Source organism: Qipengyuania oceanensis, assembly GCF_009827535.1.
In the GTDB taxonomy this organism is placed as follows: Bacteria; Pseudomonadota; Alphaproteobacteria; order Sphingomonadales; family Sphingomonadaceae; genus Qipengyuania_C; species Qipengyuania_C oceanensis.
Genome location: NZ_WTYN01000001.1, coordinates 1,267,624 through 1,290,594 on the forward strand (window position 1 = coordinate 1,267,624; position 22,971 = coordinate 1,290,594).

At 67.0% G+C, this 22,971-nt stretch carries 17 protein-coding genes and 1 pseudogene; 7 read left to right on the top strand and 11 right to left on the bottom strand.

The genetic code is table 11. The features are described from left to right. Position 1: 1 nt before the first annotated feature. From GRI48_RS06125 to GRI48_RS06135, 3 genes are read right to left on the bottom strand one after another with little or no spacing between them, the layout of a single operon-like run. Complete coding sequence (locus GRI48_RS06125; RefSeq protein WP_160672883.1) at positions 2-1,048, bottom strand: homocysteine S-methyltransferase family protein; 1,047 nt, start codon at positions 1,046-1,048, stop codon at positions 2-4. Positions 1,049-1,052: 4 nt separating this feature from the next. Next, positions 1,053-1,973: a methylenetetrahydrofolate reductase [NAD(P)H] gene (gene metF, locus GRI48_RS06130; RefSeq protein WP_160672886.1), complete on the bottom strand. Its 921-nt coding sequence runs from the start codon at positions 1,971-1,973 to the stop codon at positions 1,053-1,055. Then, positions 1,970-2,956 carry an ArsR/SmtB family transcription factor gene (locus GRI48_RS06135; RefSeq protein WP_160672889.1) on the bottom strand — a complete coding sequence of 329 codons (987 nt, stop codon included), beginning with the start codon at positions 2,954-2,956 and terminating at the stop codon, positions 1,970-1,972. Before GRI48_RS06135 ends, metF begins: the two co-directional genes overlap by 4 nt. Positions 2,957-3,077: 121 nt before the next feature. On the opposite strand from GRI48_RS06135, the gene GRI48_RS06140 reads away from it, so the two are divergent. The 5 genes from GRI48_RS06140 (at position 3,078) to GRI48_RS06160 (ending at position 7,754) form a co-directional block, all read left to right on the top strand. After that, positions 3,078-3,821, top strand: coding sequence for a methyltransferase domain-containing protein (locus GRI48_RS06140; protein WP_160672892.1), 744 nt, complete (start codon positions 3,078-3,080; stop codon positions 3,819-3,821). A gap of 3 nt (positions 3,822-3,824) precedes the next feature. Beyond that, on the top strand, positions 3,825-4,823 hold the full coding sequence (locus GRI48_RS06145) for a hypothetical protein (protein ID WP_160672895.1): 999 nt from the start codon (positions 3,825-3,827) through the stop codon (positions 4,821-4,823). After that, positions 4,820-6,070 carry a WcaI family glycosyltransferase gene (locus tag GRI48_RS06150; protein WP_337190776.1) on the top strand — a complete coding sequence of 417 codons (1,251 nt, stop codon included), beginning with the start codon at positions 4,820-4,822 and terminating at the stop codon, positions 6,068-6,070. The genes GRI48_RS06145 and GRI48_RS06150 overlap by 4 nt, the downstream gene beginning before the upstream one ends. Beyond that, a complete protein-coding gene (locus GRI48_RS06155; protein WP_160672898.1) occupies positions 6,067-7,440 on the top strand; it encodes a lipopolysaccharide biosynthesis protein in 1,374 nt (457 codons plus the stop codon). Before GRI48_RS06150 ends, GRI48_RS06155 begins: the two co-directional genes overlap by 4 nt. 176 nt (positions 7,441-7,616) lie before the next feature. Next, positions 7,617-7,754, top strand: coding sequence for a hypothetical protein (locus GRI48_RS06160; protein WP_160672901.1), 138 nt, complete (start codon positions 7,617-7,619; stop codon positions 7,752-7,754). Positions 7,755-7,769: 15 nt separating this feature from the next. On the opposite strand, the gene GRI48_RS14490 is transcribed toward GRI48_RS06160, so the two are convergent. After that, entirely contained in the window at positions 7,770-8,903 is a 1,134-nt protein-coding gene (locus GRI48_RS14490) for a glycosyltransferase (RefSeq protein WP_160672904.1), read from the bottom strand. 103 nt (positions 8,904-9,006) lie between these two features. Between GRI48_RS14490 and GRI48_RS06170 the strand changes: the two genes are divergently transcribed. Continuing rightward, positions 9,007-10,416 carry an O-antigen polymerase gene (locus tag GRI48_RS06170; RefSeq protein WP_160672907.1) on the top strand — a complete coding sequence of 470 codons (1,410 nt, stop codon included), beginning with the start codon at positions 9,007-9,009 and terminating at the stop codon, positions 10,414-10,416. 101 nt (positions 10,417-10,517) lie between these two features. Next, entirely contained in the window at positions 10,518-11,522 is a 1,005-nt protein-coding gene (locus GRI48_RS06175) for a phosphatase PAP2 family protein (RefSeq protein WP_160672910.1), read from the top strand. A gap of 20 nt (positions 11,523-11,542) precedes the next feature. Here GRI48_RS06175 and GRI48_RS06180 read toward each other — a convergent pair whose 3' ends face one another. The 7 genes and pseudogenes from GRI48_RS06180 to GRI48_RS06210 form a co-directional block, all read right to left on the bottom strand. Further along, entirely contained in the window at positions 11,543-14,872 is a 3,330-nt protein-coding gene (locus GRI48_RS06180) for an error-prone DNA polymerase (RefSeq protein ID WP_160672913.1), read from the bottom strand. 13 nt (positions 14,873-14,885) lie between these two features. Beyond that, a complete protein-coding gene (locus tag GRI48_RS06185) occupies positions 14,886-16,418 on the bottom strand; it encodes a Y-family DNA polymerase (RefSeq protein WP_202389191.1) in 1,533 nt (510 codons plus the stop codon). After that, the gene (locus GRI48_RS06190) at positions 16,336-17,028 is read right to left on the bottom strand and encodes an ImuA family protein (RefSeq protein WP_160672919.1); all 693 of its coding nucleotides are present in this window, start codon (positions 17,026-17,028) and stop codon (positions 16,336-16,338) included. Before GRI48_RS06190 ends, GRI48_RS06185 begins: the two co-directional genes overlap by 83 nt. Before the next feature lie 146 nt (positions 17,029-17,174). Next, entirely contained in the window at positions 17,175-18,620 is a 1,446-nt protein-coding gene (locus GRI48_RS06195) for a sugar MFS transporter (RefSeq protein ID WP_160672922.1), read from the bottom strand. A 66-nt stretch (positions 18,621-18,686) separates the two neighbouring features. Beyond that, positions 18,687-20,798 carry a glycoside hydrolase family 3 protein gene (locus GRI48_RS14495; protein ID WP_337190777.1) on the bottom strand — a complete coding sequence of 704 codons (2,112 nt, stop codon included), beginning with the start codon at positions 20,796-20,798 and terminating at the stop codon, positions 18,687-18,689. Then, a pseudogene (locus GRI48_RS06205) lies at positions 20,693-21,976 on the bottom strand (MFS transporter); the annotation flags it as partial. The gene GRI48_RS14495 and the pseudogene GRI48_RS06205, both read right to left, overlap by 106 nt. Further along, positions 21,876-22,937: a LacI family DNA-binding transcriptional regulator gene (locus GRI48_RS06210; RefSeq protein ID WP_160672931.1), complete on the bottom strand. Its 1,062-nt coding sequence runs from the start codon at positions 22,935-22,937 to the stop codon at positions 21,876-21,878. The gene GRI48_RS06210 and the pseudogene GRI48_RS06205, both read right to left, overlap by 101 nt. Positions 22,938-22,971: the final 34 nt, after the last annotated feature.

Here is a 22,971-nt window from a genome sequence, read left to right on the forward strand (position 1 = left end):
TTCAGGCGGCAATCGTGAAGGGTTCGAGGCCGGCGAGCTGCATCGCCTCGTCGGCTTTTGGGGGAACGCGCGGGGTAACTCCGTCGACCGCGCGCGCCATCGCCGCGATGTGGTCGGGCGTGGAGCCGCAGCAGCCACCTAGGATGTTGACCCGGCCGTTGTCGGCCCAGATCCTCACCAGCGAGGCGGTCGTCTCCGGCTCCTCGTCGTATTCGCCGAGCTCGTTCGGTAGCCCGGCATTGGGATAGGCGAGCAGCAGGGTATCGGCAATCTGGCTGAGCAACTGGACGTGCGGGCGCAGCTGGTCCGCGCCGAAGCTGCAATTCAGCCCGATCGCGACCGGCTTCGCATGGCGGACCGTGTACCAGAACGCCTCGACCGTGTGACCCGACAGGTTGCGGCCCGACAGGTCGGTCAACGTCAACGAGATCATCAGCGGCACCTCGCGGCCCAGCTCGCGCTCGAGCTGCCTGACCGCCATGATCGCCGCCTTGCAATTGAGCGTGTCGAACACGGTTTCGATCAGGATGAAGTCCGCCCCGCCTTCGATCAGCGCGGCGGCCTGCTCGCGATAGACGGCGACGATCTCGTCGAAAGTCACCTCGCGGAATCCGGGGTCCTCCACGTCGGGTGAAAGCGAGAGCGTCTTATTGGTGGGCCCCATCGCTCCCGCGACGAAACGGGAAATGCCGTCCTGCGCGGTGCGCGCGTCGCAGGCCTGCCTGATGATCCGCGCCGCCGAGAAGTTGATCTCGTGCACCAGCGCCTCGGCCCCGTAATCCGCCTGGCTGATGCGGTTGGCGTTGAACGTGTTGGTCGCCAGCAGCCGCGCGCCCGCATCGAGATAGCTGTCACAGATGGCGCGGATGACCTGCGGCTGCGTCAGGTTGACGAGATCGTTGTTGCCCTTCTGGTCGGCGGCAAGGCCGGTCTCGCCCGCGTAATCCTCGGCCGACAGCTTCGCCCGCTGGATCTCGGTCCCGTAGGGCCCGTCCTTGATCAGGATCGCTTCGCGTGCGGCGGCGAGGAGTTCTTCGCGTTTGGTCATGGTGTCAGGCTTTCGGGCGCAGGCCGAGCATGTGGCAGATCGCGTAACTCAGCTCGGCGCGGTTCAGTGTGTAGAAGTGGAAATTGCGCTCGCCGCCCGCGTAGAGCCTGCGGCACAATTCGGCTGAAATCGTGGCGGAAACGAGCTGGCGTGCAGCCGGCCGATCGTCGAGCCCCTCGAAGAGCCCTTCCATCCAGCCCGGGATGGAAGTGCCACAGAGGCCCGACATGCGCTGGACGGCGGCAAAACTCATCACCGGCATGATGCCCGGCACGATTTCCGCGTCGATCCCGGCAGCAGCGGCCTTGTCGCGGAAGCGGAAAAAGCAATCCGGTTCGAAGAAGAACTGGGTGATTGCCCGGGTCGCACCGGCATCGATCTTGCGCTTGAGATTGTCGAGGTCGGCCGCTTCGTCGGCAGCCTCGGGATGGACTTCCGGATAGGCCCCGACAGAGATCTCGAACGGTGCGATGGCCTTGAGGCCCGCGACCAGTTCCGCCGCGTTGGCATAGCCGTCGGGATGAGCGGAATAGCCCGCCTTGCCGTCGGGCGGATCGCCGCGCAGGGCGACGAGGTGGCGTATGCCGCTTTCCCAGTAGTGCCGGGCAACCGCATCGACTTCCTCGCGCGTGGCCTCGACGCAGGTGAGATGGGCCGCTGCCGGAATGCCGGTTTCGTTGTTGATCCGCACGACCTCGTCGTGCGTGCGCTCGCGCGTGGAGCCGCCCGCGCCATAGGTGACCGAGACGAAGCGCGGGCCCAGCGGGGCGAGCATCGCCACGCTCTCGCGCAGGGTCTCTGCCATCTTGTCGGTCTTCGGCGGGAAGAACTCGAACGACACGGCAATGTCGCCGGGCAGGCCGGAAAACAGCGGCTCGTCGTGCGCGGTCCGCGCTTCGTGAACGGGGTCCAGCTGCTCGGTCATGCTTGTGCTCTCCGTCCCTCGGTGCTCGCCGGTCCGCCGCGCCGTTCGCCGAGCCAGATCTTGACCGTGAGGTCCTCGCCTTCCAGCGCCATGGGGGGAACCTGGCGATAGCCGGCCCGCGCCAGCAGATCGCGCATCGCCGCATCGCTGAAACCCAGCCGCGCATGGGCGTGGCGCTGGCGCAGTTCCTCCAGTTCGTGCGCAGCGAAATCGACGATCGCGATCCGGCCGCCGGGTGCAGTTACCCTAGCCGCCTCGGCCAGGACCCTCGCTGGATCCTGCGCGAAATGCAGTACCTGGTGCAGCAACACGGTGTCGAATGCCTGCGCATCGAAAGGCAAGGCGAGGAAATCACCCTGCACCAGTTCGACCCGTTCGGCGGGCAGGTGCTGCAGCTTGGCGCGCGCGACCCGCAGCATGTCCAGGCTCTTGTCGAGTGCGACCACGTGATCGGCGTCGGCGGCGAACAGTTCGGCCATGCGCCCGCTCCCGGTCCCGATGTCGAGCAGCCGGCCGAGCGGCGCTTCGCCGAGCGCCTCGGCCAGCGCGCTCTCGACCTGCGCGTCCGGGCTGTGACGGCGGCGCAATTCGTCCCATTCTTCGGCGTGCGCGGCGAAATACCGCTCCGCCCCCGCTTCTCTTGCATCGCGGATCGCGGCGAGCTTGCGCCGGTCGGCCTGGCAATCGCGGGCGAAGGCCTCGTCCTCGTTCTCCGCGATCGCGAGCAGCCGATCGACGGCCTGCGCCAGCGGCTCGGCCCCTTCCCCGCTTGCGAGCGAACGCAGGAACACCCAGCTGCCTTCGCGGCGCCGGGCAGCGAGGCCGGCATCGCACAATATGCCGACATGCCGCGACACGCGCGGCTGGCTTTGCGAGAGGACCTGTGCCATTTCGCCCACGGCGAGCTCCATCGCGCCGAGCATCCGCATCACGCGGAGCCGGGTCGGATCGGCCAGTGCCTTGACGATTGTTTCGATCTGCATCGGGGTGGATATAAAGATATATTTATATCTGTAAACGGTAGTCCGGATTGACTGCCTGCAAGACGGTCTTGTGTTCGCGCGGCGCTGCTGGAACAAGTCGCTGAAAAAGGGGCGTGCGCAAGTGTATCCATCGCAATGGCATCGCGAATTCGGCGACAGGACACTCGCTTCCGCGCACGTCATCCTGCCGCCTCTGCTCGACCGTTTCGCCGTGGCATCGATGGTCGAGGTGGGCTGCGGCCACGCGCACTGGTCTGCCGCGGCGCGAGACCACGGCGTTGCGAAGCTGCACTGCATCGACGGGGCATGGAACGACCGATCGCAACTGCTGGTCGATCCCGCGCTGTTTGCCGAACACGACCTTGCCCGGCCGGTCGCATTGCCGCAGCGCTACGATCTTGCCGTGTGCCTCGAGGTCGCCGAGCATGTCGCCGAGCATGGCGCGGCCACATTGGTCGCATCGCTGGTCGAGGCAGCGCCGGTCGTCCTGTTCGGCGCGGCCATCCCGATGCAGGGCGGCCACGGCCACATCAACGAGCAATGGCCGAGCTACTGGCGCGACCTGTTCGCCGATCACGGATACCGACCCCACGATCTCGTCCGCCCGCGCCACTGGCACGATCGGGAAATCCATTACTGGTATCGCCAGAACTGCTTCGTCTATGTCGACGAGAGCGATGCTGCGGCCTGCCGCAATGCCGCGAGCGCCGACCCGTGCCCGAGCATCGCGTTGATGGACGCGGTCCACCCTGAGAAATTCGAGGAGGTCGCCTCCTACGAAGCCATCGCCGGCAAGCGCCTGTTGCAGCGACTCCCCGGCTGGGCGCTCACCCGCCTGCGTTCGAAACTTACAGGCATGGGCTGAGCCGTGACCACGCAGATCGCGACCTGGTTCGTCGCCGACCTTGCGGCGGAAGCGAGCTACTTTCCGCAAGTCGGGGCGCGCTCCGATGCCCCCGAAACCCAGGCGATATACTGGCGGTGCGCGGCCGTGTTTTTCGCCAGCAGCCTTGTGGCGAACCCCGGTGCCCGCCACGTGTTCTACACCAATTCGGTGCTGCCGAGGATCGATGGCGTCGATCTCGCGTGCCTGTTCGCGCAGTGGGGCGTGGAGACGGTTCACTTGCCGATCAGCTACCGGCTCGATCCGGCGCACACGGACCAATGGGGAAACCAGTTCTACGTCTTCGACGTCCTGCGCGATTTCGTGGAGCGGCAGGTGGACGATCGGTTGATCCTGCTGGATAGCGACTGCCTGTGGCTGCGCGCCGTCGACCCGCTCGCCGAGGCGATCGACAGGCACGGCGCACTGACCTTGCCGCTCGGCCCGGACGAGCATCCGGCGGGCGAGCCGATCAACGGAGTCACCCGCGAGCAGCTTGCCCGCTTCGCCCGTCGCTTCGGAGAGGTGGCCGGCCGGTACCTGGAATATTGCGGCGGCGAAATCCTCGCGCTGAACCGCGCGGCCGGCGCCAGCGTGCTGCGGCAGTTCGATAGCCTGTGGGCGCAAGTCCGGGCAAACGCGCCGGATGCCCCGCGCGAGGAGGCGCACCTGCTCTCCGTGATCTACGCGCTCGAAGGCTTTGCGATGGGCACTGCGGATCCATTCGTCAGGCGATTGTGGACCACGTTCCGGCACAACAATCTGCACGATGCCGACCGTGATCTTGCGATCTGGCATCTGCCTGCGGAAAAGCGCACCGGTTTTGCAGAGCTGTTCGGCAGGATCGCCGCCAACCCGGGGGCGGAACCCAGCCAGCTGGGCCTGGATTTCGAAACCTATGCGAGCGCGATGGGCTGGCCACGGCGTCGTCCCGCCAAGTTCGTCCGCGATGCCGCCCGCAAGCTCGCCGAGAAGGTCCGGTGACTTCGGCACGCGCGGGGCGCATCCTCGTCCACGGAATCAATTACGCTCCCGAGACGATCGGCATCGGCCCCTACACGGCGGGCCTCGCGCAGCATTTCGCGGCCGCCGGGCACGCAGTGGAAGTCGTCACTGGGCGGCCCTATTACCCGGCGTGGCGACCTGCCGACGGATCGTCCGCCTTGTGGCGAACAAGCGTCGAGCACGGCGTCTCGATCACGCGCTGCCCGCATTACGTCCCCCACCAGCCGGGAGGCGTGAAGCGGATGCTGCATCACGCCAGCTTCGCCGCTTCGAGCGCGCTACCGCTGCTGCGCTGTGTGTCGCGCCGTCCCGATATAGTCCTTGCGATCGTGCCGTCGCTGATCGGCGCATTGCCTGCCGTGCCGGCCGCGAGGATCGCAGGTGCAAGACTATGGGTCCACGTGCAGGATCTCGAGGTCGACGCAGCCCTTGCAACCGGTCTCGTCCCGCACGGATCGATGTCCGCCCGGCTCGGACTTGCCGCCGAGCAAGCGCTGTTGTCCCGGGCAGACCTCGTCACCACCATCAGCGGGCAGATGGCACGGCGGATCGGCGAGAAAGGGGTTGCCGCCGACCGGATCGGCGAATTGCGTAACTGGGCCAATCATCTCGACGCGATCAATGGCGCGGACGGCGCGGCGGTGCGCAAAGAGATGGGCCTCCATGGCAAGTTCGTGGCGCTTTATTCCGGCAATATCGGCAACAAGCAGGGGCTGGAGATCGTCGTCGATGCAGCGCGCCTGCTGGCAGCGCGAACGGATATTGCCTTCCTGATCTGCGGCGAGGGCCCCAACCTTGCGCGGCTGGTGGGTCTGGCCGGCGGAGCCCCCAACATCCGCTTCGAACCCTTGCAAAGCCCCGAGCGTTTCGCACCGCTCATGCGGATGGCCGATTGTCATCTGCTGCCGCAACTCGCCGATGCTGCCGACCTGGTCCTGCCGTCGAAGCTGGCCAACATGTTCGCATCCGGTCGCCCGGTGGTGGCGACCGCGGAGCAGGGAACGGGTGTCGCAGAGGAAGTCGATGGGTGCGGTCTCGTCGTCTCGCCGGGCGATGCAGGAGCACTCGCGGCAGCGGTCTCCAGCCTCGCCGGAAATGCAGGACTAGCCCGCAGGCTGGGTGAGGCGGCGCGCGAGCGCGCCCGCCAGCGCTGGACCCGCGATGCCGTATTGCGCGATGCGGACGCCCACCTCTCCCGATTGCTCGCGGCCGGAAGCGGGAATTGAGCGGCCGTTTCCTCATCCGGCTGGGCAACGGCCTCTTCGGCAATGCGAGTGCGCAGGCCTCAGCCCTGCTCGTCCAGCTCGTGGTCGCGCTGGTTTCCGTGCCGGTCTTCGCGACGGTATGGGGGCTGGAGGACTACGGCGTCTGGCTGATCCTCGTGACCGTACCAGCGACCATCGCGCTGTCGGACCTGGGCTTCATCGGCGCGGTCGGCAATGCGATGACAGCCGCCGTAACCCGGGGGCAGGACGCCGGGGCGCGGGAGATGTTCAGCCAGCTGACCGCGCTCGCCTTCTGGGTGGGGCTCGGACTGCTGTCCTTGGTCGCGATCATCGGCTTCGGCATCGATCCGCCTTGGCTGGACTTCGCAGACGGGGCGACCGGCGGACAGGGCGGAGGGACGATCCTCGCCCTCGCTTCCTTCGCGGTCTTCGCGCTGTGGAGCCGCACGCTCTATGCAGCTCTTCGCGCGACCGGCCATTTCGCCAAGGGCTCCTACGCAACCGCCTTCGCCGCACTGCTCGAAATCACGCTTGCCGGGACCATCGCGCTGGCCGGTGGCGGCCTGCTCGGCGCGGCGATCGGTTACGCCTGCGGCCAGGCGATCGGCCTCGCGATCATGGCGAGCCTTGTGGCGAAGCTCGCGCCGGGGTTTCGCCCGGCACTGATTCCGCTCGCCTTCGGCCTGTTGCGCCCCCTCCTGCGGCCCGCACTGGCGCTGGTCATGACCATTCTGGCGCAGAGCGTGATCCTGCAAGGAGCGGTGGTGATACTGGGCATCGTGGCCGGGTCCGCCGCGGTCCCCGCTTTCACCGCGGTGCGGACCCTGGCGCGGATCGGCGTCCAGTTGGTGGGCGTGGCGAACCTCGCCATCATGCCCGAAATGACGATGGCCAGAGCGCGAACCGACGGGGAGCGGATCGCCGATCTGGCGGCGCTCAACGTTTGCGCCGGCATCGTCATCGCGCTGCCTGCCGCGCTGGGGCTGGCGCTGTTCGGGCCCGCCATCGTCGACCTGTGGAGCGGCGGAGTGATCGCGGCGAGCCAGGAACTGTGCACGATCATGGCCCTCGCCACGGTCCTCGGCTGCCTGTGGGGACCGTTCGCCGCCTTCCTGACCGCGGACAATCTGCAGGGGCGCTATGCGCTCTGGTTCCTAGTCGCGGCGTGCAGCGGAGCACTTGCGGTGTACCCCCTCGCGGAACGGATGGGGGCGGCCGGAGCAGCGCTCGCGACGGTCGCGGTGGAGCTGGCAGTGCTGATCGCTGCCGGCCTGGCAGCATGGCGCGCAGGCTTCTTGGTCGGCTTGAATCCGAGGGAAATCCTAGACCGAACCCATCGACTGCTTCGCAAAGCAGTCGAGTCGCGCTGAGGGCGCATCGACAGATTTGATTTTCCTATTCGGGCAGGGGTGCATAACCGATTCGGTTCCTAACAGCTCAGGAACCAACCATGTCAGCCAAGATACCAGTTCAGACACCGGCCGGTTTCGCCCCGGTCTAGCGGATCCGCATCTACAAGCGCACGGATCCCGGGGCGCTTCGCTTCGTGAAGGGAGCGCACCCGAGCTTCGTGGTCCCGCAAACGCGGGTGCTCGACAAGGGGCAGGACTGGATCGAGTTCGAATGGAACCCGCATGCAAACCGCTGGGAAGAATCGGCGTTTCGGAGCAGTTCGGCGACCTGACGTGAGAGCCTCGGCCTAGCCGGCGACCAGCCGGTTCACGGAGGCCACGAAATGCCGGATGTCGCCCCGCCACGCACTGGTGAGGGCGGCATCCGACATTCGTCGCCAGAGATCCTCGTTCGTATCGAGCGCAAGCATCGCGTCGAGCAGCGCCTGCCCGTCCTCGGGTTCGAAGATCAGGCCGTTCACGCCATGGTCGATCAGCACGTCGACCGAGCCCGCGCGCGAGGTCACGATCGGCATCAGCCCCTGTGCCAGCGCTTCGGTAACGACCAGCCCATATTGCTCGACCGTGCTCGGCAGGACGAGGGCTAGGGCGCGCCGCATGGCGACGGCGACTTCCGCCCGTGGCCTGCCCCCCAGCCAATCGACCCGCTCGCCGACCTGCAAGGTCGCCGCGAGCTCCTGCAACCGCGCCCGGTCAGGTCCCTCGCCGATGATGGCCAGCCTGCGTTTGCCGCCGTGGTCGCGAACGTAGCGGCCAAAGGCGCGCAGGGCCGCAGGGATGTTCTTCTTGCCGACCAGGCGCGCCACGACGAGAAACGCGCGGTCCCCGAAAGCGATCGGTTGCGCCGTCTCGCCCATCGCCTTCAGGCTGGCCACGTCGAGCGCGTTGTAGTCGCCCGCGATGCGATCTGCCGGAATGCCCAGCGATTGCGCGTATTCGCGTGAGCGCGGGCCGGCGACCAGCGCGCCACGATAGGGAGCCAGCGAAAGAAACCGCAGCCACCGGCTTGAGCGCGAGCGTTTCCGGTCGTCTTCCTTGCTGTCGAGCATGGTGAAGACCGCCATGCCGCGCGCGCGTAAGACGAGCGCGGCGAGGAACACTGCCGGCTCGTTGTAGTGGCACATGAAGGCATGGCGCGCACCGCTCTCGCGCACTGCATTAACGATCCTGCGAGCGAGCGCCATCGGCCCGATCGATCCGCGCTGCCGGGCCAGAGTCACCGTCCGCCAACCCCTCGTGTCGCCGTCGCGCTCCCAGTCGTAGACGTGCGAGGCACCGAACAGCTCGATCGCGGTCACTTCGTGGCCCGCTCCGGCGACAGCGCGCAGGCGATCGCGGTGCGAGGGTCCGAAGTTCTCCCACAGGAACACCAGCGGCAGCGCTGCCCGATCGTCCCCGGCTGCTGATTGGTCGCCCGTCACCGCGCCGGCTTTAGCCCTGCAACCGGCAGACGCAACCATCACCCACTTCCTATCCGGCGCCGAGACATGATACTGCTGCCGTGATGGGAGGCCGGGTCGCGCCATGATCGTCTATGACATCCTGCTGGCGGCGGGCGTTGTCCTGTTTGCAGGTGTCGTCTGGCTATACCTGCGCCATCGCGCGTCCTCGTTCTATCATCCGCTGACGATCTACCTCGCCATGCACGGCATCGTCTTCACGCTGCGCCCGATCCTCGCGCGGCTCTACGATTACCGCGCGCTCTACGCGTCGACCCAATTCCAGCCGTCGGTGTCGGACAAGATTACCGTGTTGCTCGCGGCTGATCTGGCGCTGATCGTCTTCGCGCTGGTCAGCCTGCGCGTGGCGCGAGAACCCGTCGCCGCCGGACCCGCACAGCGGACGCTGCACCGCGACCACCTGTGGGTGCCGTTCCTGATCGTGAGCGCGATCGTCGCCCCGGTCGCAATCTATGCATCGATCACCGAATGGCTCGAGGCGGCGACCAATTCCACGACCATGGTCATCGATCGCTATACCGGCGTGAACTACAACACGACCGCCAACGGCTGGTTCGGCGCGTCGCAGCTCGCACTGGTGCCGCTCGTCGCGATCTTTGCCTGGCTGACGCGTTTTCGCTGGTACTCGTTCGCGCCCTTCGCCGCCTTTTTTCCCTTGCGCGCCGGGACCGGCGGGCGCGGACCGATCGTCATCGCGACTGTGGCCATCGTCATCCTGTACCTGCTCGATCGGCAGCGGCGCTGGCCCGAATGGAGGAGCTTCCTTTTGATCGTGGTCGCCGCTCTTGCGTTCAACGCTATCGTCGCCGATCGCGGCAAGGCGGTGCGCGAGCTGTTCATCGCGGACAAGGCCTACCAGCCGCACCAGACGAGCGACATCAAGCCGTTCGAGCACATGGATTTCGCCAATCTCGAGTATTTCGAATTCGCGGTCTACGCGATCCCGCAGCGCAGCGGGACCTATGATTACTTCCTGCACAATCTCCAGATATTCACCGAACCGATCCCCCGCGTCTGGTGGAGAGACAAGCCCCTCGGCCCCCCGATCGCGATGTACCAGCTACCCGACTACGGCCGGCCTTACGGCTTCACCTATTCGATCGCGGGCGTTGGCTGGATGGCGTGGGGCTGGCCGGGCGTGGCGATCCAGGCGGCGATCTTCGCACTGATCTTTGCCGGTTCTCACAGGCGGCTGGCTACACGGCGAAGGACGCCGGTCTACACGCTCGCGTTCGCGATGATGATCGCATCGGCGGTCGTTTCCTATCGCGACGGAACGCTCTTGACCGTCGTGAGAGTGATCCCCTTCTACCTCGGGCCGATAGCGGCCATGTGGGCGCTGAGTTTCGTCGTGGCGCACCGGCACGACGTGCGATCCGGCCGCGCCCGTAACGGTTCGCGCCCGGCGCCGGACGTGCCCGCCCGACTGTCACCGGCGGATCGCCGCCGCGCGCTCGCTGCCCAGGTCGAATAAACATGCTTAATTTCCGGAAAGGAAATTAGGCAAATCGAAAGGCTCTCCCGCTAACCGCAGTTCTGCAAATGGACGCCGGAGCAGGTAAATCTATGAAGTCCGTGGGATTGACAGTCGGATACGGCACAATCGTCGCGCTGGCGCTGATCGGTCAATTGCTGCCCGTTCCGGACACCAATCGCTCGATCCCGCTGATCCTGCTGGCCCTGCAATTGGGCTTTTTCATCGCGCTCTTCCGCCCCCTGTCGCGCATCATCCGGCGCGAGCCGGACTGGTTCGCCCAGACGATGGACGATCTGCGCCGGAACTGGCCCTGGCTCCTTGCCACCGCGCTGGTCTACATCTCGCTGGCCCTGACGCTCGAGGCAGGGACGGGCATCAAGAAGTCGATCTCGCTCAACAACCCCTTCTATGCCGACGCCTTCCTCATCGATCTCGACCGGCGGGTGTTCGGAACCGATCCCTGGCACCTGACCCATGCCGTGCTCGGCTGGGCCACTCCGGCGATTTCGGGTGCCTACGTGCTGTGGCAGGCGGTCCAGATCGGCCTCGGTCTGCTGATCGCCTTCTCCTTCGATGATGCCGTGCGCATCCGGTTCGCCCTGTGCTTCCAGCTCGCCTGGCTGCTCATCGGGGGCGCGATGGCGACTGCCTTCTCGTCGGTCGGACCGATCATGGTCGGACATTTCTACGGCGACAGCTCGTTCGATCCGCTGATCGCGACGGTCGGACGCGACGCGCCGCAGGTGCTGCAGATTCGCGACATGCTCATCGGCACGCTTGCCGATCCCACGGTGGTCAGCGGCATTTCGGCCATGCCCTCGATGCATGTTGCGATCAGCGTGCTGTTCGCGCTGTTCGTCGCCCGGTTCGGCAAGCCGGTCCTGACCGGGATCGCCTGGGCCTATGCCCTGCTCATCTATATCGGGTCGATCCATCTGGGCTGGCATTACGCGAGCGACGGCGTCGTTTCCGCGCTTTGCATCGTCGCGATCTGGTGGCTTACCGGCCGCTACGTGGCGTGGCTGGAAACGCTCGCGCCCGCATCGGTGCGGGACGGTGCAAGTGCCGAGCAGGAGCGGGCGAGCCCGACCGGGCTGACCTGACAGCCGTTCGGCACGGCCCGCTAGTGAAAGTCGCGTGAGCGGGGCAGGATGCGCACTTCGCGCGGGTGGCGCGACTGACCGCCCGGCAAGGGGCTGATGACGTGATCGGCCCGCTCGAACTCGGTCTTGAGCAGGTCTTCGGACAGGTCGAACAGCCGGTCGGTCGCATCGACGATCTCGCGCACCACCACATGCACCACATCGTCGTCCTTCTGCATCGTGCCGCGTACTTCCATTAGCCGCGAGGACATGATCTGCTTGCGATAGCGGGCCATGATGTCCGGCCAGACGACGAGATTGATGACCCCGACCTCGTCCTCCAGCGTGATGAAGCACACTCCTTGCGCGCTGCCCGGTCGCTGGCGGATCAGCACGATCCCGGCGACCTGCACCGCCGCGCCGAACTTCCTGTCGCGCAGCTCGCTCGCGGGAATGAAACCGCGCGCGCGGTATCCATCGCGCAGGAAGGACAGCGGATGCGCTTTCAGCGACAGCCGCAGCGTCTGGTAATCGGCCACCACGTGCTCGCAAACCGGCATCGCAGGCAGAGCCACGGGCGCCGCCTCCCCGCCCTCGTCGCGTTCCTCGGCGAAGGTGAACAGCGGCAGGTCGGGTGCCTGTTTCAGCGCCCGCACGTGCCATAGCGCCTGCCGCCGGTCGAGCCCGCACGAACGGAAGGCATCGGCCTCGGCGAGCTTCTGGATGGCCGGCACCGGTATGCCCGACAGCGTGCGCAGGTCCTCGACATCGGTGAAAGCGCGGGTGCGATGGCTGACGAGCGCCTCGACATCCTCCTGCTTCAGCCCGCCGATCTGCCGGAACCCCAGCCGCACCGCCCAGCCGCCATCCTTCCCCGGCTCGAGCAGATTGTCCCATGCCGAGAAGTTCACGTCCGGGGCGCGCACCTCGACCCCGTGTTCGCGCGCGTCGCGCACGATCTGCGCCGGCGCGTAGAAGCCCATCGGCTGCGAATTGAGCAGCGCGGCGCAGAAGGCGTCCGGGTAGTGACACTTGATCCAGCTCGAGACGTAGACGAGGTGCGCGAAGCTCGCCGCGTGGCTTTCGGGAAAGCCGTATTCGCCGAAACCCTCGATCTGGCTGAAGCAGCGCGCGGCGAAATCGCGTTCATATCCGCGCTCGACCATCCGTTCGACCATCCGCGCCTTGTGCTCGGTCACCTGCCCGCGGCTGCGGAAGGTCGCCATCGCCTTGCGCAGCCTGTTCGCTTCTTCGGGCGTGAATTCGGCAGCGACCAGCGCGATCTTCATCGCCTGTTCCTGGAAGATCGGCACGCCGAGCGTGCGCTGGAGGATCTTCTTGAGCTCGTCGGGATCGTATTGCGGCCCGGGCGAGGGATATTCGGGCTTCTCGCGCCCCTGCCGCCGCTTGAGATAGGGGTGGACCATGTCGCCCTGGATCGGGCCGGGGCGCACGATCGCGACTTCGATCACGAGATCGTAATAGCAGCGCGGCTTGAGGCGCGGCAGCATGTTCATCTGCGCCCGGCTCTCGACCTGGAAGACGCCGATCGAATCCGCCCGGCAAAGCATGTCGTAGACCGCCGGGTCCTCGCGCGGGACGGTGGCGAGCGTGAAGCGCTTGCCGTGATGCGCGTCGATCAGGTCGAAGGCCTTGCGGATGCAGGTCAGCATCCCGAGCGCGAGCACATCGACCTTCATGATACCGAGTTCGTCGATGTCGTCCTTGTCCCACTCGATGAAGCTGCGGTCGGGCATCGCGCCATTGCCGATCGGCACGCTTTCGACCAGCGGCCCGCCGGTGAGGATGAAGCCGCCGACATGCTGGCCGAGATGGCGCGGCATGCCGATCAGCTGCTCGGTCAGCGCGATCACCCGGCGCAGGTACGGATCGGTCAGGTCGACGCCGGCCTCGTCCGCCTTGGCCTCGTCCATCGAACTGCCCCAGCTGCCCCAGATCGTGCCGGCGAGCGCGGCGGTGACGTCTTCGGACAGGCCCATCGCCTTGCCGACCTCGCGGATCGCCGAGCGCGGGCGGTAGTGGATCACCGTGGCGCACAGGCCCGCACGATGGCGTCCGTACTTGGCATAGATGTGCTGGATCACCTCCTCGCGCCGCTCGTGCTCGAAATCGACGTCGATGTCGGGCGGCTCCTTGCGCTCTTCGGAGATGAAGCGCTCGAACAGCAATTCGACTTCGGACGGGTCGACCGAGGTGATCCCGAGGCAGTAGCAGACCGCGCTGTTGGCGGCCGAACCGCGCCCCTGGCACAGGATCGGCGGATCGACGCTGCGGGCGTAGTCGACGATGTCCTTGATGGTGAGGAAATAGCGAGCGATGTCGAGCTTCTCGATCATCGCCAGTTCGCGCGTGACGAGGTCGCGGACCTTGTCGGGAATGCCGCCGGGGTAGCGGTTGTGCGCGCCCTCCCAGGCGACTTCGGTCAAATAATCCTGCGGCGTGCGCCCGCCGGGCACGGTTTCCTCCGGATATTCGTAGCGCAGTTCCGACAGCGAGAAGCGGCAGGCATCGGCGACATCGCGCGTGGCGGCGATCGCATGCGGCCAGTCGGCGAACAGGCGCGCCATTTCGGCCGGGCTCTTCAGATGCCGCTCGGCATTGGCGTGGAGCAGATAGCCGGCCTTGGCGATAGTGGTCTTCTCGCGGATGCAGGTCATCACGTCCTGCAGCGGGCGACGCTCCGGCGCGTGATAATGCACGTCGTTGGTCGCGAGGATACCCATGCCGTTCGCCCTTGCCAGCGCATCGAGCCGGGCGATCCGCGCGCGGTCGTCACCGAGATAGAGATAGCTTGCCGCGACATGACGCAGCGTGGGCAGGCGGGCACCCAGGTGCGGCAGCGCGGCCCCGAAGGCATCGAGGTCCTCGCCCGGGCAGGCGATCAGCTGCACGCCTTGCGAATGCTCGGCCAGCATGGCGAGCGTCAGCTGGCATTCGTCCTTGTCCTGCCAGCCGCCGTCCAGCGTCTGCATCTTGCCGAGCGAGAGCAGGCGGCACAGCCGGCCATAGGCCGCGCGGTCCGTCGGATAGGCGAGGAACTCGTGCGGTGGCCGGTCTTCATCGGGGACCAGGGCGATCCGGCAACCGATCACGGGCCGCATCTTCGCCGTGTTCGCCTCGGTGTGCAGCCGCACCACGCCCGCCATCGTGTTGCGATCGGCGATGCCGAGCGCATGGTGGCCCTGCGCATAGGCGGCGATGACGTAGTCGATCGCGTCCGACGCGCCGCGCAGGAAGGAAAAGCAGCTCGTCACGCCCAGCTCGACGAAGGCACTTTCCGGATTGGCCGGAAAATCCTCGTCCGAGCGCTTGAGCGTGCGCCGCGCCGGGGTCAGTGGGCCTTCGGGCATCCGCGCGGCTCCCTCAGGCGAACAGCCCGTGGACGAACCACTGCGGCGGGCCGCCGCGCCCGTCGCCGACCACCCCGCTGCGATAGATCCACAGCCGCCGCCCGGCCTCGTCCTCGACCTTGTAGTAATCGCGCAAGCGCACCTCGGAGCGTTCGCGCCACCATTCGGGCGCGATGCGTTCCGGCCCTTCGGAGCGCGCGACATCGTGCAGCTGCCGCCGCCAGCGGAACCGGCGCGGCGGGCCATCGGGAGTCGCGTAGATCACCGTCACCGGTTCGGGCCGGTCGAACAGGCGGATCGGCCGGTCGCGCAGGATTTCCCCGAAGGCGCCGGGCGCACCCATGTCCTCCTGCCAGACTATGGAGCGTTCGGGCACGTGGCTGGCACACGGCGCGGCGAGGCGCACATTGCCCGCTCCCAGCCGCACCCGCAGCCGGTCGATCAGGTGGGCGAAGGAAATGCCGGGCGCCTCGTCCTCCTCCAGCCCCTTCTGCAAGGCGTCCATCTGCTCGTGCCACAGCGCGGTGAGTGCAAAGGCATCGAAGCCGAAGCCTGCATCGAGCCCGTCGAGCTTTTCGGAAAACAGCCGCACGACATGCGCAGGGGCGCGCACCGGCGCAGCGGTTTCCACCTCCAGCTGCGCGATGTGCCCGTCGATCCGGAACGCCTCGAACCGCGCACGGCGCAGGCCCAGATGCGCTTCCTCCAGTTGCTGCGCGAGATCCGCCGCGAGGTCGGCGACGACCGGCTCGAGCACCGCGACGTGGCGGATCGGCTCGAGCACGCGGGCGCTGGCGCGATAGACCTTGTGCGGCGCGAGCGGGGCGACGACTTCCTCGACATCGCCATAGGCCTGCTGCAACCGCCGCAAGGGGTTGGCGATGGCGCGGCGGTGCTTGCGGAACCGGCGGCCGAGCGCCTCGGTCGGGATGCCCCGCAGCGCGCCGACGGTCTTGATCCCCAGCCGCCTCAGCAGCAGCACCGCGTCGGCATCGATCCTGAGGCTGGCGATGGGCAGCGGGGCGAGCGCGGCCGCCAGGTCATCCTCGGCGATCACCACCTGTTCCTTGCCGCCGTAATGCGCCAGCGCCCAGGCCGCGCCGATCGTGGGGGCAAGCGCGATCCGGCTGGTGTGGCCGAGAGCGCCGAAAGCACGTGCCATCCCGGCCAGCATCGCCGCCTCTCCGCCGAAGAGATGCGCCGCACCGCCGGTATCGAGCAGCAGGCCGTCGGCGCCGTCCACCGCGGTCCACGGGCTCCACCGCTGGGCCCAGCGCCCCATGGCGGCAAGCGCGGCGGCATCGCCCGCCGGATCGGCGGGCGCAATGGCGAGCGTCGGCAGGATCGCGCGGGCATCGGTCATCCGCTGGCCCCGACGAGCGCCGCCGTGGCGCGCCGCGGCATTGACCGCCGCGATCACCTGGCCGTGCGGCCCTTCCTCCGCCAGCGCGAGCGGGATCGCGTCATCCGTAGCGGGATGGGCGTTCCGCCATCGCTCCATCACCAGTTGCGGAAACCAGATCGAGACGATGCGCCGCCGGGTCATAGCCGACATCCCAGATGCCGGGCCGCATGTCGCGCGCGCGGAACAGATCGAGCGACCAGGCAGGCGCGCCCGGTGCCTTCGGGTCGTAGGGATGCGGCAGCGATGGGCGGCTTTCGACCCGCCAGCGCCGCCGCGCGCCGCTCAGCTCCGCATGGCCGCCGGTCCGCACCAGGAAAGCGGGCACGCCATGGCGTTCCGCCGCGACCGCCAGCCGCCGCGATGCGGTGAAGTCGAGCGCCTGCGGATTGCCGTGCAATTCGCCGATCACCGCGCCGAGCGAGGCGCATTTGAGCCCTTCCTCCATTGCCCACAGCACGTCGCGCGCCTTGCGCACGAAGACATGCAGAACCGGTCGCCGCAGGCGGGGCGGAAGGCCGTGGGCGAAGACGCGCCCCGCCTCGCCCGCCGCGCGCGCTTCCTGCACCCAGAACAGCGGCGCAGAGCCGCCCTCCCCGCCCGGCAGCTGCGCGAGCGCCAGCCCGGTGGCGGAAGCATCGCCGGGTGCTGCAAAAATCTCCTGCAGCATCGGGCGCGGAGCGACGATCGTCTCCGGCAAGAGGGAGGAGCAGGAGGACGAGGCGGTCGGAATCAGGCACGGTACATGGGTCATGGGAGAATCAGTGTTCCTATTATGTTCCGTTCGTTCTCCGACTGCAACGGGATTCGTCCCAAGCGGTTTCCGGGCACGCAAAAGGCCCGGACGCTGGCTGCATCCGGGCCTCGCGATCTGCCGGAGAGAGATGGCAGGTCGAAAGATCAGGCAGGTCTGCGGGCGAACATCCCGAAACCGGCGATGATGGCGTAGCAGGCGATCGGCAGGACCATCGCCAGGGCAAGGCTGCCCGTGCCGTCGGCCAGCACGCCGTACAGCAACGGCACGACCGCGCCGCCGAAGATGGCGACGTTGATGATGCCCGACCCGTCAGCTGCCCGCGGACCCAGCTTCTCGCAAGCGAGCGAGAAGATGGTCGGGAACATGATCGAGTTCATCAGCCCCACGGCCAAGAGGCTGTAGGCCGCAACGTAGCCGCCGGTCTGGGTGCTGAGGACGATCAGCACGATCGCGCCGATCGCATTGAAAGCGAGGATCTTGCCCGGCGAGAAGATCCGCAGAAAATACGAGCCGATGAACCGGCCGACCATGGCCGCGCCCCAGTACAGGCTGATCATCCAGCCGACCGCGCTTTCCATGTTCGCGCCGGGCATGCGCGTGGCGATCAACTCGCCCAGCACCCGGTCCTGGGCGAGGTAATTGATCATGATCGAGCCGATCGATACCTCCGCCCCGACATAGAGGAAGATGCACAGCGCACCGAAGCTGAAGCGGCTGCGACGCAGCAAGTCGTTGTTGTAGAGCCAGGCGAAGGGGGCGGCGATGATCAGCAGTACGCCGATCCATGCGTTGACGTAGATGGCAAGCAGCGCGCCCGCCACGATGATCGCCAGGCCGACCAGATAGCGGCCGTTGGAAACGAATTCGTTCTCACCCATCATCTTGGAATCGTGCGGCAGGCGATTGCGGAACAGCCACACCGCGAGGGCGACGACCGCGATCAGCGCGGCAACGCCGAGATAGCCCTGCCAGATCGCCTCGCTTTCCGCCTGGCGATAGGCCTGCAGTTCCGCGCCGGAAAGCTGGTCCGCGCTGACTGCGGCGAGACTGCCGAGAATGACGATTGCGCCGACCCACGGGAAGACCGTCGTGCCGAGCGAATTGAAGGCCTGCGCGAAGGTCAGCCGGCTATGCGCCGTCTTCTGCGGACCGAGCAGCGAGATCAGCGGATTCGCCACCACCTGCACGATCACCACGCCGCTGGCGAGGATGAAGAGCGCGAACAGGAAGATCTCGTAAGTCGCCGTCTGGCTCGCCGGAATGAACAGCAGGCAGCCGACCATCATCGTGAGCAGGCCAGCCACCGCACCGCGCATGTAGCCCAGCTTCTTCACGAGCTTGGCACCGGGAATGCCGACGATCAGATAGGCGGCGAAGAAGCAGAACTGCACCAGCATCGCCTGCGTGTAATTGAGCGTGAAGAGTTCCTTCAGCTTTGGAATGATCACGTCGTTGAGCGAAGTGATGCCGCCGAAGATGAAGAACAGGCCGAAGACGAAGTAGTTGAGGCCGGGCGCCTGGATGCCGGCACCGTCATCTTCGATCGGCCGTGAATCGGTGCTCGAGGCAACGTCGGGTACAAGGGCCATAGTCGCTATTCCTCCCAGATGTCGGCAGCGCCTTGGCCTACCAACGAGTTATCCTTGTCGACCGGCTCAGAAAGAGCACTGGGCGCCGTCGGACATTTCCTGTCGCACGATCCGCGCCACCTGCAGCGTCATCGGAGCCGTCGAGGTGAGCGACAGGCGATCGCCGAGGGTCGGAGCGCATTGTTCGGTTATGATCATCTCGCGCCACCCCTTGCCCGCGCTTAGCGCCAGGTTGCGGGTGATGTCGATCGTGTTTCCCCCGACCGTCAGCGTGACCTTGCCGGCGGGCTGCGCGGCAAGATTGTAAAGGATGCGATAATCGCCCTTGCCCTGTCCGGCCTGTGCGAGCGACAGCGTCGCGCCCGGTCCGAAGACGATCTCGCGCGCATCTTCCTGCCGATCCTTGTCGAGGCCCCGCGCGACGATTCCGCCGCCTTCGCCGCGCAGGTTCACGAGGCGGGTGTCGCCGCCATAGGCAGTGATCCCGCTCGCCAACCGACCGAGATCGTACCACGATGCCGCCGCGCCTTCGCTCAGATAACCGCAGTCTTCCGGCAGTTTCGCCGCGCCGCTCTTCTGCGCCAGGCCGAGGCCGTAGCCGACCTGGAACAGTGCGCCTTGCGAGCCATTGACCGGCGCTCCGCCACATTCGGCGGGCCAGCTGAAGGACAGCCTGCCGGTCGCCTCGCGACGGCCGAACAGAATGTCGGAAACGCCTGCGCCCTCGCTGCCCGGCAGCCAGGAGGCGACGAAGGCGTCGGCCGCGTTCATCTCGCGGTTCATCCACAGGGGGCGGCCGGATAGGAACACCGCAACCGTCGGGATGCCCGCCGCATCGTATTTGCGCAGCAGGTCGAGACCCTCGGTGTCGGCGAAGACCATCGTCGTCCGGTCGCCGACGAACTCGGCATAGGGTTCCTCACCGAAGACCACGATCGCGACGTCGGGCCTGCCGGAATAGGCGCCGTCCGCCGACAGCGTGGCCTTGCCGCCCTGCGCCTTTGCCTCTGCCTCGATCGCCTGCCAGATCGAGGTCGCGCCGGGAAACTTGCCGTCGTTGTCGAGCTCGGTCCCGCCCTGCCAGGTCAGCGTCCAGCCGCCCGAAGCCTTGGCGATGCTGTCCGCCGCGCTGCCGGCGACGAGCACGTTAGCGCCCGCCTTGATCGGCAGCACGCCGGTATTCTTGAGAATGACCTGCGACTTCGCGACCGCCTCGCGCGCGATGGCACGATGCCCGGCGCTGCCGAGCTGCGACCAATCGCCCGCGTAGGCGCGATCCGAAGGCTTCTTCGCATCGGGGCCGAGCAGGCCGAGCCGGTACTTGGCCCGCAGCACGCGGCCGACGGCCTCGTCCAGCCGTGCCATCGAGATCGTGCCGTCCTCGACATCTGCGACCATGTTCTCGATCAGCGCCTTCCAGTCGTCGGGCACCATGTAGATGTCGAGCCCGGCGTTGATGGCCTGCGGGCAATCCGACACCGTGCAGCCGTCGATCTGGCCATGCGCGTTCCAGTCGCCGACGACCACGCCGGTAAAGCCCATCTCGCCGCGCAGAACGTCGGTGAGCAGCGCCTTGTTGCCGTGCATCTTCACGCCGTTGATCGAATTGAAGCTCGCCATGACAAATTCCGTCCCGGCCGCGATTGCCGCCGGATAGGGATAGGCGTGGATGGCCTTTAGCGCCTCGATGTCGCCGTTGACGTCGCCCTGGTCGACGCCCTGCATGGTGCCGCCGTCGGCGAAGAAATGCTTGGCGGTCGCCGCGACATGACCCTTGCCGAGAAATTCCGTCGTGCCCTTGCGGCCCTGCAGCCCCTCGATCAGCGCCGCGCCGAGCGGTGCGACGATCCGCGGATCTTCGGAATAGCTTTCGTAGGTCCGGCCCCAGCGGTCGTCCCGCGCGACGGCGACCGTGGGCGAAAAGTTCCAGTCGATGCCGGTCGCCGCGATCTCCACCGCGGTTGCCGCGCCGATCCGGCGGAGCAGGTCGGCGTCGCGCGTCGCGCCCAGACCGATATTGTGCGGGAAGATCGCCGCGCCGACGACGTTGGTGTGGCCGTGGACCGCGTCGGTGCCCCAGATGGTCGGGACGATAGGCTCGCCATCGTCGCCAGGCCGGCAAGCAGCAGGAACAGGCCGGTAAAGCCGAAAACCGGCACGAGGCCGAGCGTCAGCCACGGCATGACGAGCGACGGCGCGGTGTTGGTGAGGTTGAACAGGCCTAGATCGCCTCCACGCACTTCGGGCCTCGGCAGGACGCGCAAGGTCTGCGCGGAATGCAGCGCGAGGAAGGTCGAACCCGCGATACCGAAGATGACATATCCCGCGATCGCTCCCGTCAGGCTTTCCGAAATGCCCATCGCGACCAATCCCAGGGCGACCGCGAAGGCACCGATCGCAAGTGGCAGCATCGGTCGCTCGCGCCGGTCGGCCCAGCGTCCGGCAAGCAGGGCCACGGGGATCGAGGCGGCCAGCACGAAGGAGAAAAGCGTCGCGGTCCGGTTGTCGCTGAAGCCGGGCTGGATGGAGCGCAGCCAGAGATAGAGGAAGGCGAACAGCGCCGCTTCGGAAATCTGGACCAGCAGGCGCGCGAGCCACATCTGCTCGACCGGACCGAATGCCCCGCGGCCTCGCCCGGCAGTCTCCGGCTCGACCTTGCGCGCGCGGGTCAGTTCGGGAAACGGGCGCGGATTGCCGAACACGACCACCGGCAGCACGGCTGCTGCGACCAGCAGGGCCACCAGCCACAGCCGCTCTTCGGGTGCGGCAAGGCCGGGCAATGTGACCAGCGCCCCGGCCATTGCGCCAAGGGCCGGCGCGACCGGCAGCAGCCCGCCCAGCAAGCCTTTCTGGTGATCGGGCACGCAGTCGCCCGCCCAGGCGCTGAGCGGACCGAGCATGAGATTGAGCGCGAACTGCCAGGCAACCACGAGCAGTATGATGGACGGCAAGGTCGTCACCCTCGGCATCGTCACCAGCAGCAGGCATGAGAGCACCAGGCCGGTGACGATCCACGGACGGCGGCGGCCCGAAAGGTCGCTCAGCCACCCGAACAGGATATTGGCGATGCTTGCCGCGATCGCGCCGGAGAAGGCGATGTAGGACAGCCACTCGATGCTCTGCGCCCCGCCGAGGATGGTCACGCGGACCGGCAGAAGGATCGTCAGGAACGGGACATAGGCGATCGCGCCGCCCGCCCAGGCAAGCGCGTAGAGCAGCAGGAAGCGTGTCGATTGGCGACCGGGCGCGGTCGCTTCAGCCGACACCGTTTGCGCCGGGCCGGGCAGTCGACGCGCGTTCGACCAGCGTTCCGGAAACGACCACCGGTTCGCTCGGCAGGTCTTTCTTGCCTGCATTGATGAGCAGTTCGACCGCGCGTGAGATGGTCGCCGCGATCGGCTGGTCGACAGCGGTCAGCGATGGTTCGGTAAAGCGGACGATGGGGGTGTTGTCGAAGCTGACCAGCGAAAGGTCGGCTGGCACGTCGAGGTTCATCGACCGGGCGACCTCGAGCGTGCCGGTGGCCATCTGGTCGCTGCTGGCGATGATCGCCGTGGGCCGGTCGGTTTGCTCGAGCAGTTTGCGCGCGGCAACCACGCCGCTTTCGAAGCCGAAGTCGCCCCTTTCGCACAGTCCCTCGGTGGAGAGGCCCGCATCGTCCATCGTCGCGCGCCAACCGTCGATACGCCAGCCGGCAACGGCGTAATCGGTCGGCCCTGCAATGAAGCCGATCCTGCGGTGGCCGAGGTCGATCAGGTGCTGCGTCGCCAGGCGGGCGGAGCCTTCGTCGTCCATTGTCATCGCGATGCCCGGCCCCGGCGTGACCGAACCGATCCGCGCGAAGGGAATGCGCGCTTCGGCCAGCAGCGAGGTGATGAGCGGATTTTCCGAGTGCGGGGGCGTCAGGATGATTCCGTCCGGCTGGAGCGCGGCGATGGCCGCGCGCAGCTCGCACTGGACGTGGTCGTTATGCGTGTCGACCAGCTCGAAGATCATCCGGTACCCGTGCTCGGCGCATTTGAGCATCCCGCCAAGCAGCATCTGGTCGACCCAGTCGGTACCCTGGCGCGACTGCCAGTCGGCGATGGTGCGCTCGCGGTCGTTGAGCGCGAGGATCAGGTAGGAGCGCGAGCCGCTCATCCGCTGGGCCGCGATCGACGGCACGTAGCCGAGCTTGTCGATCGATGCCTGCACCCGCTCCTTCATCTCGGGCCGGACATTGGGCTCGTTGTTGATGACGCGGCTGACCGTCTGCAGCGACACACCTGCATCGGCAGCGACATGCTTGATCGTTACTGATTGGCGCCGACGGCCCATCGTCCAAAATCCCCTGGCCCTGCCCACTGCCCCG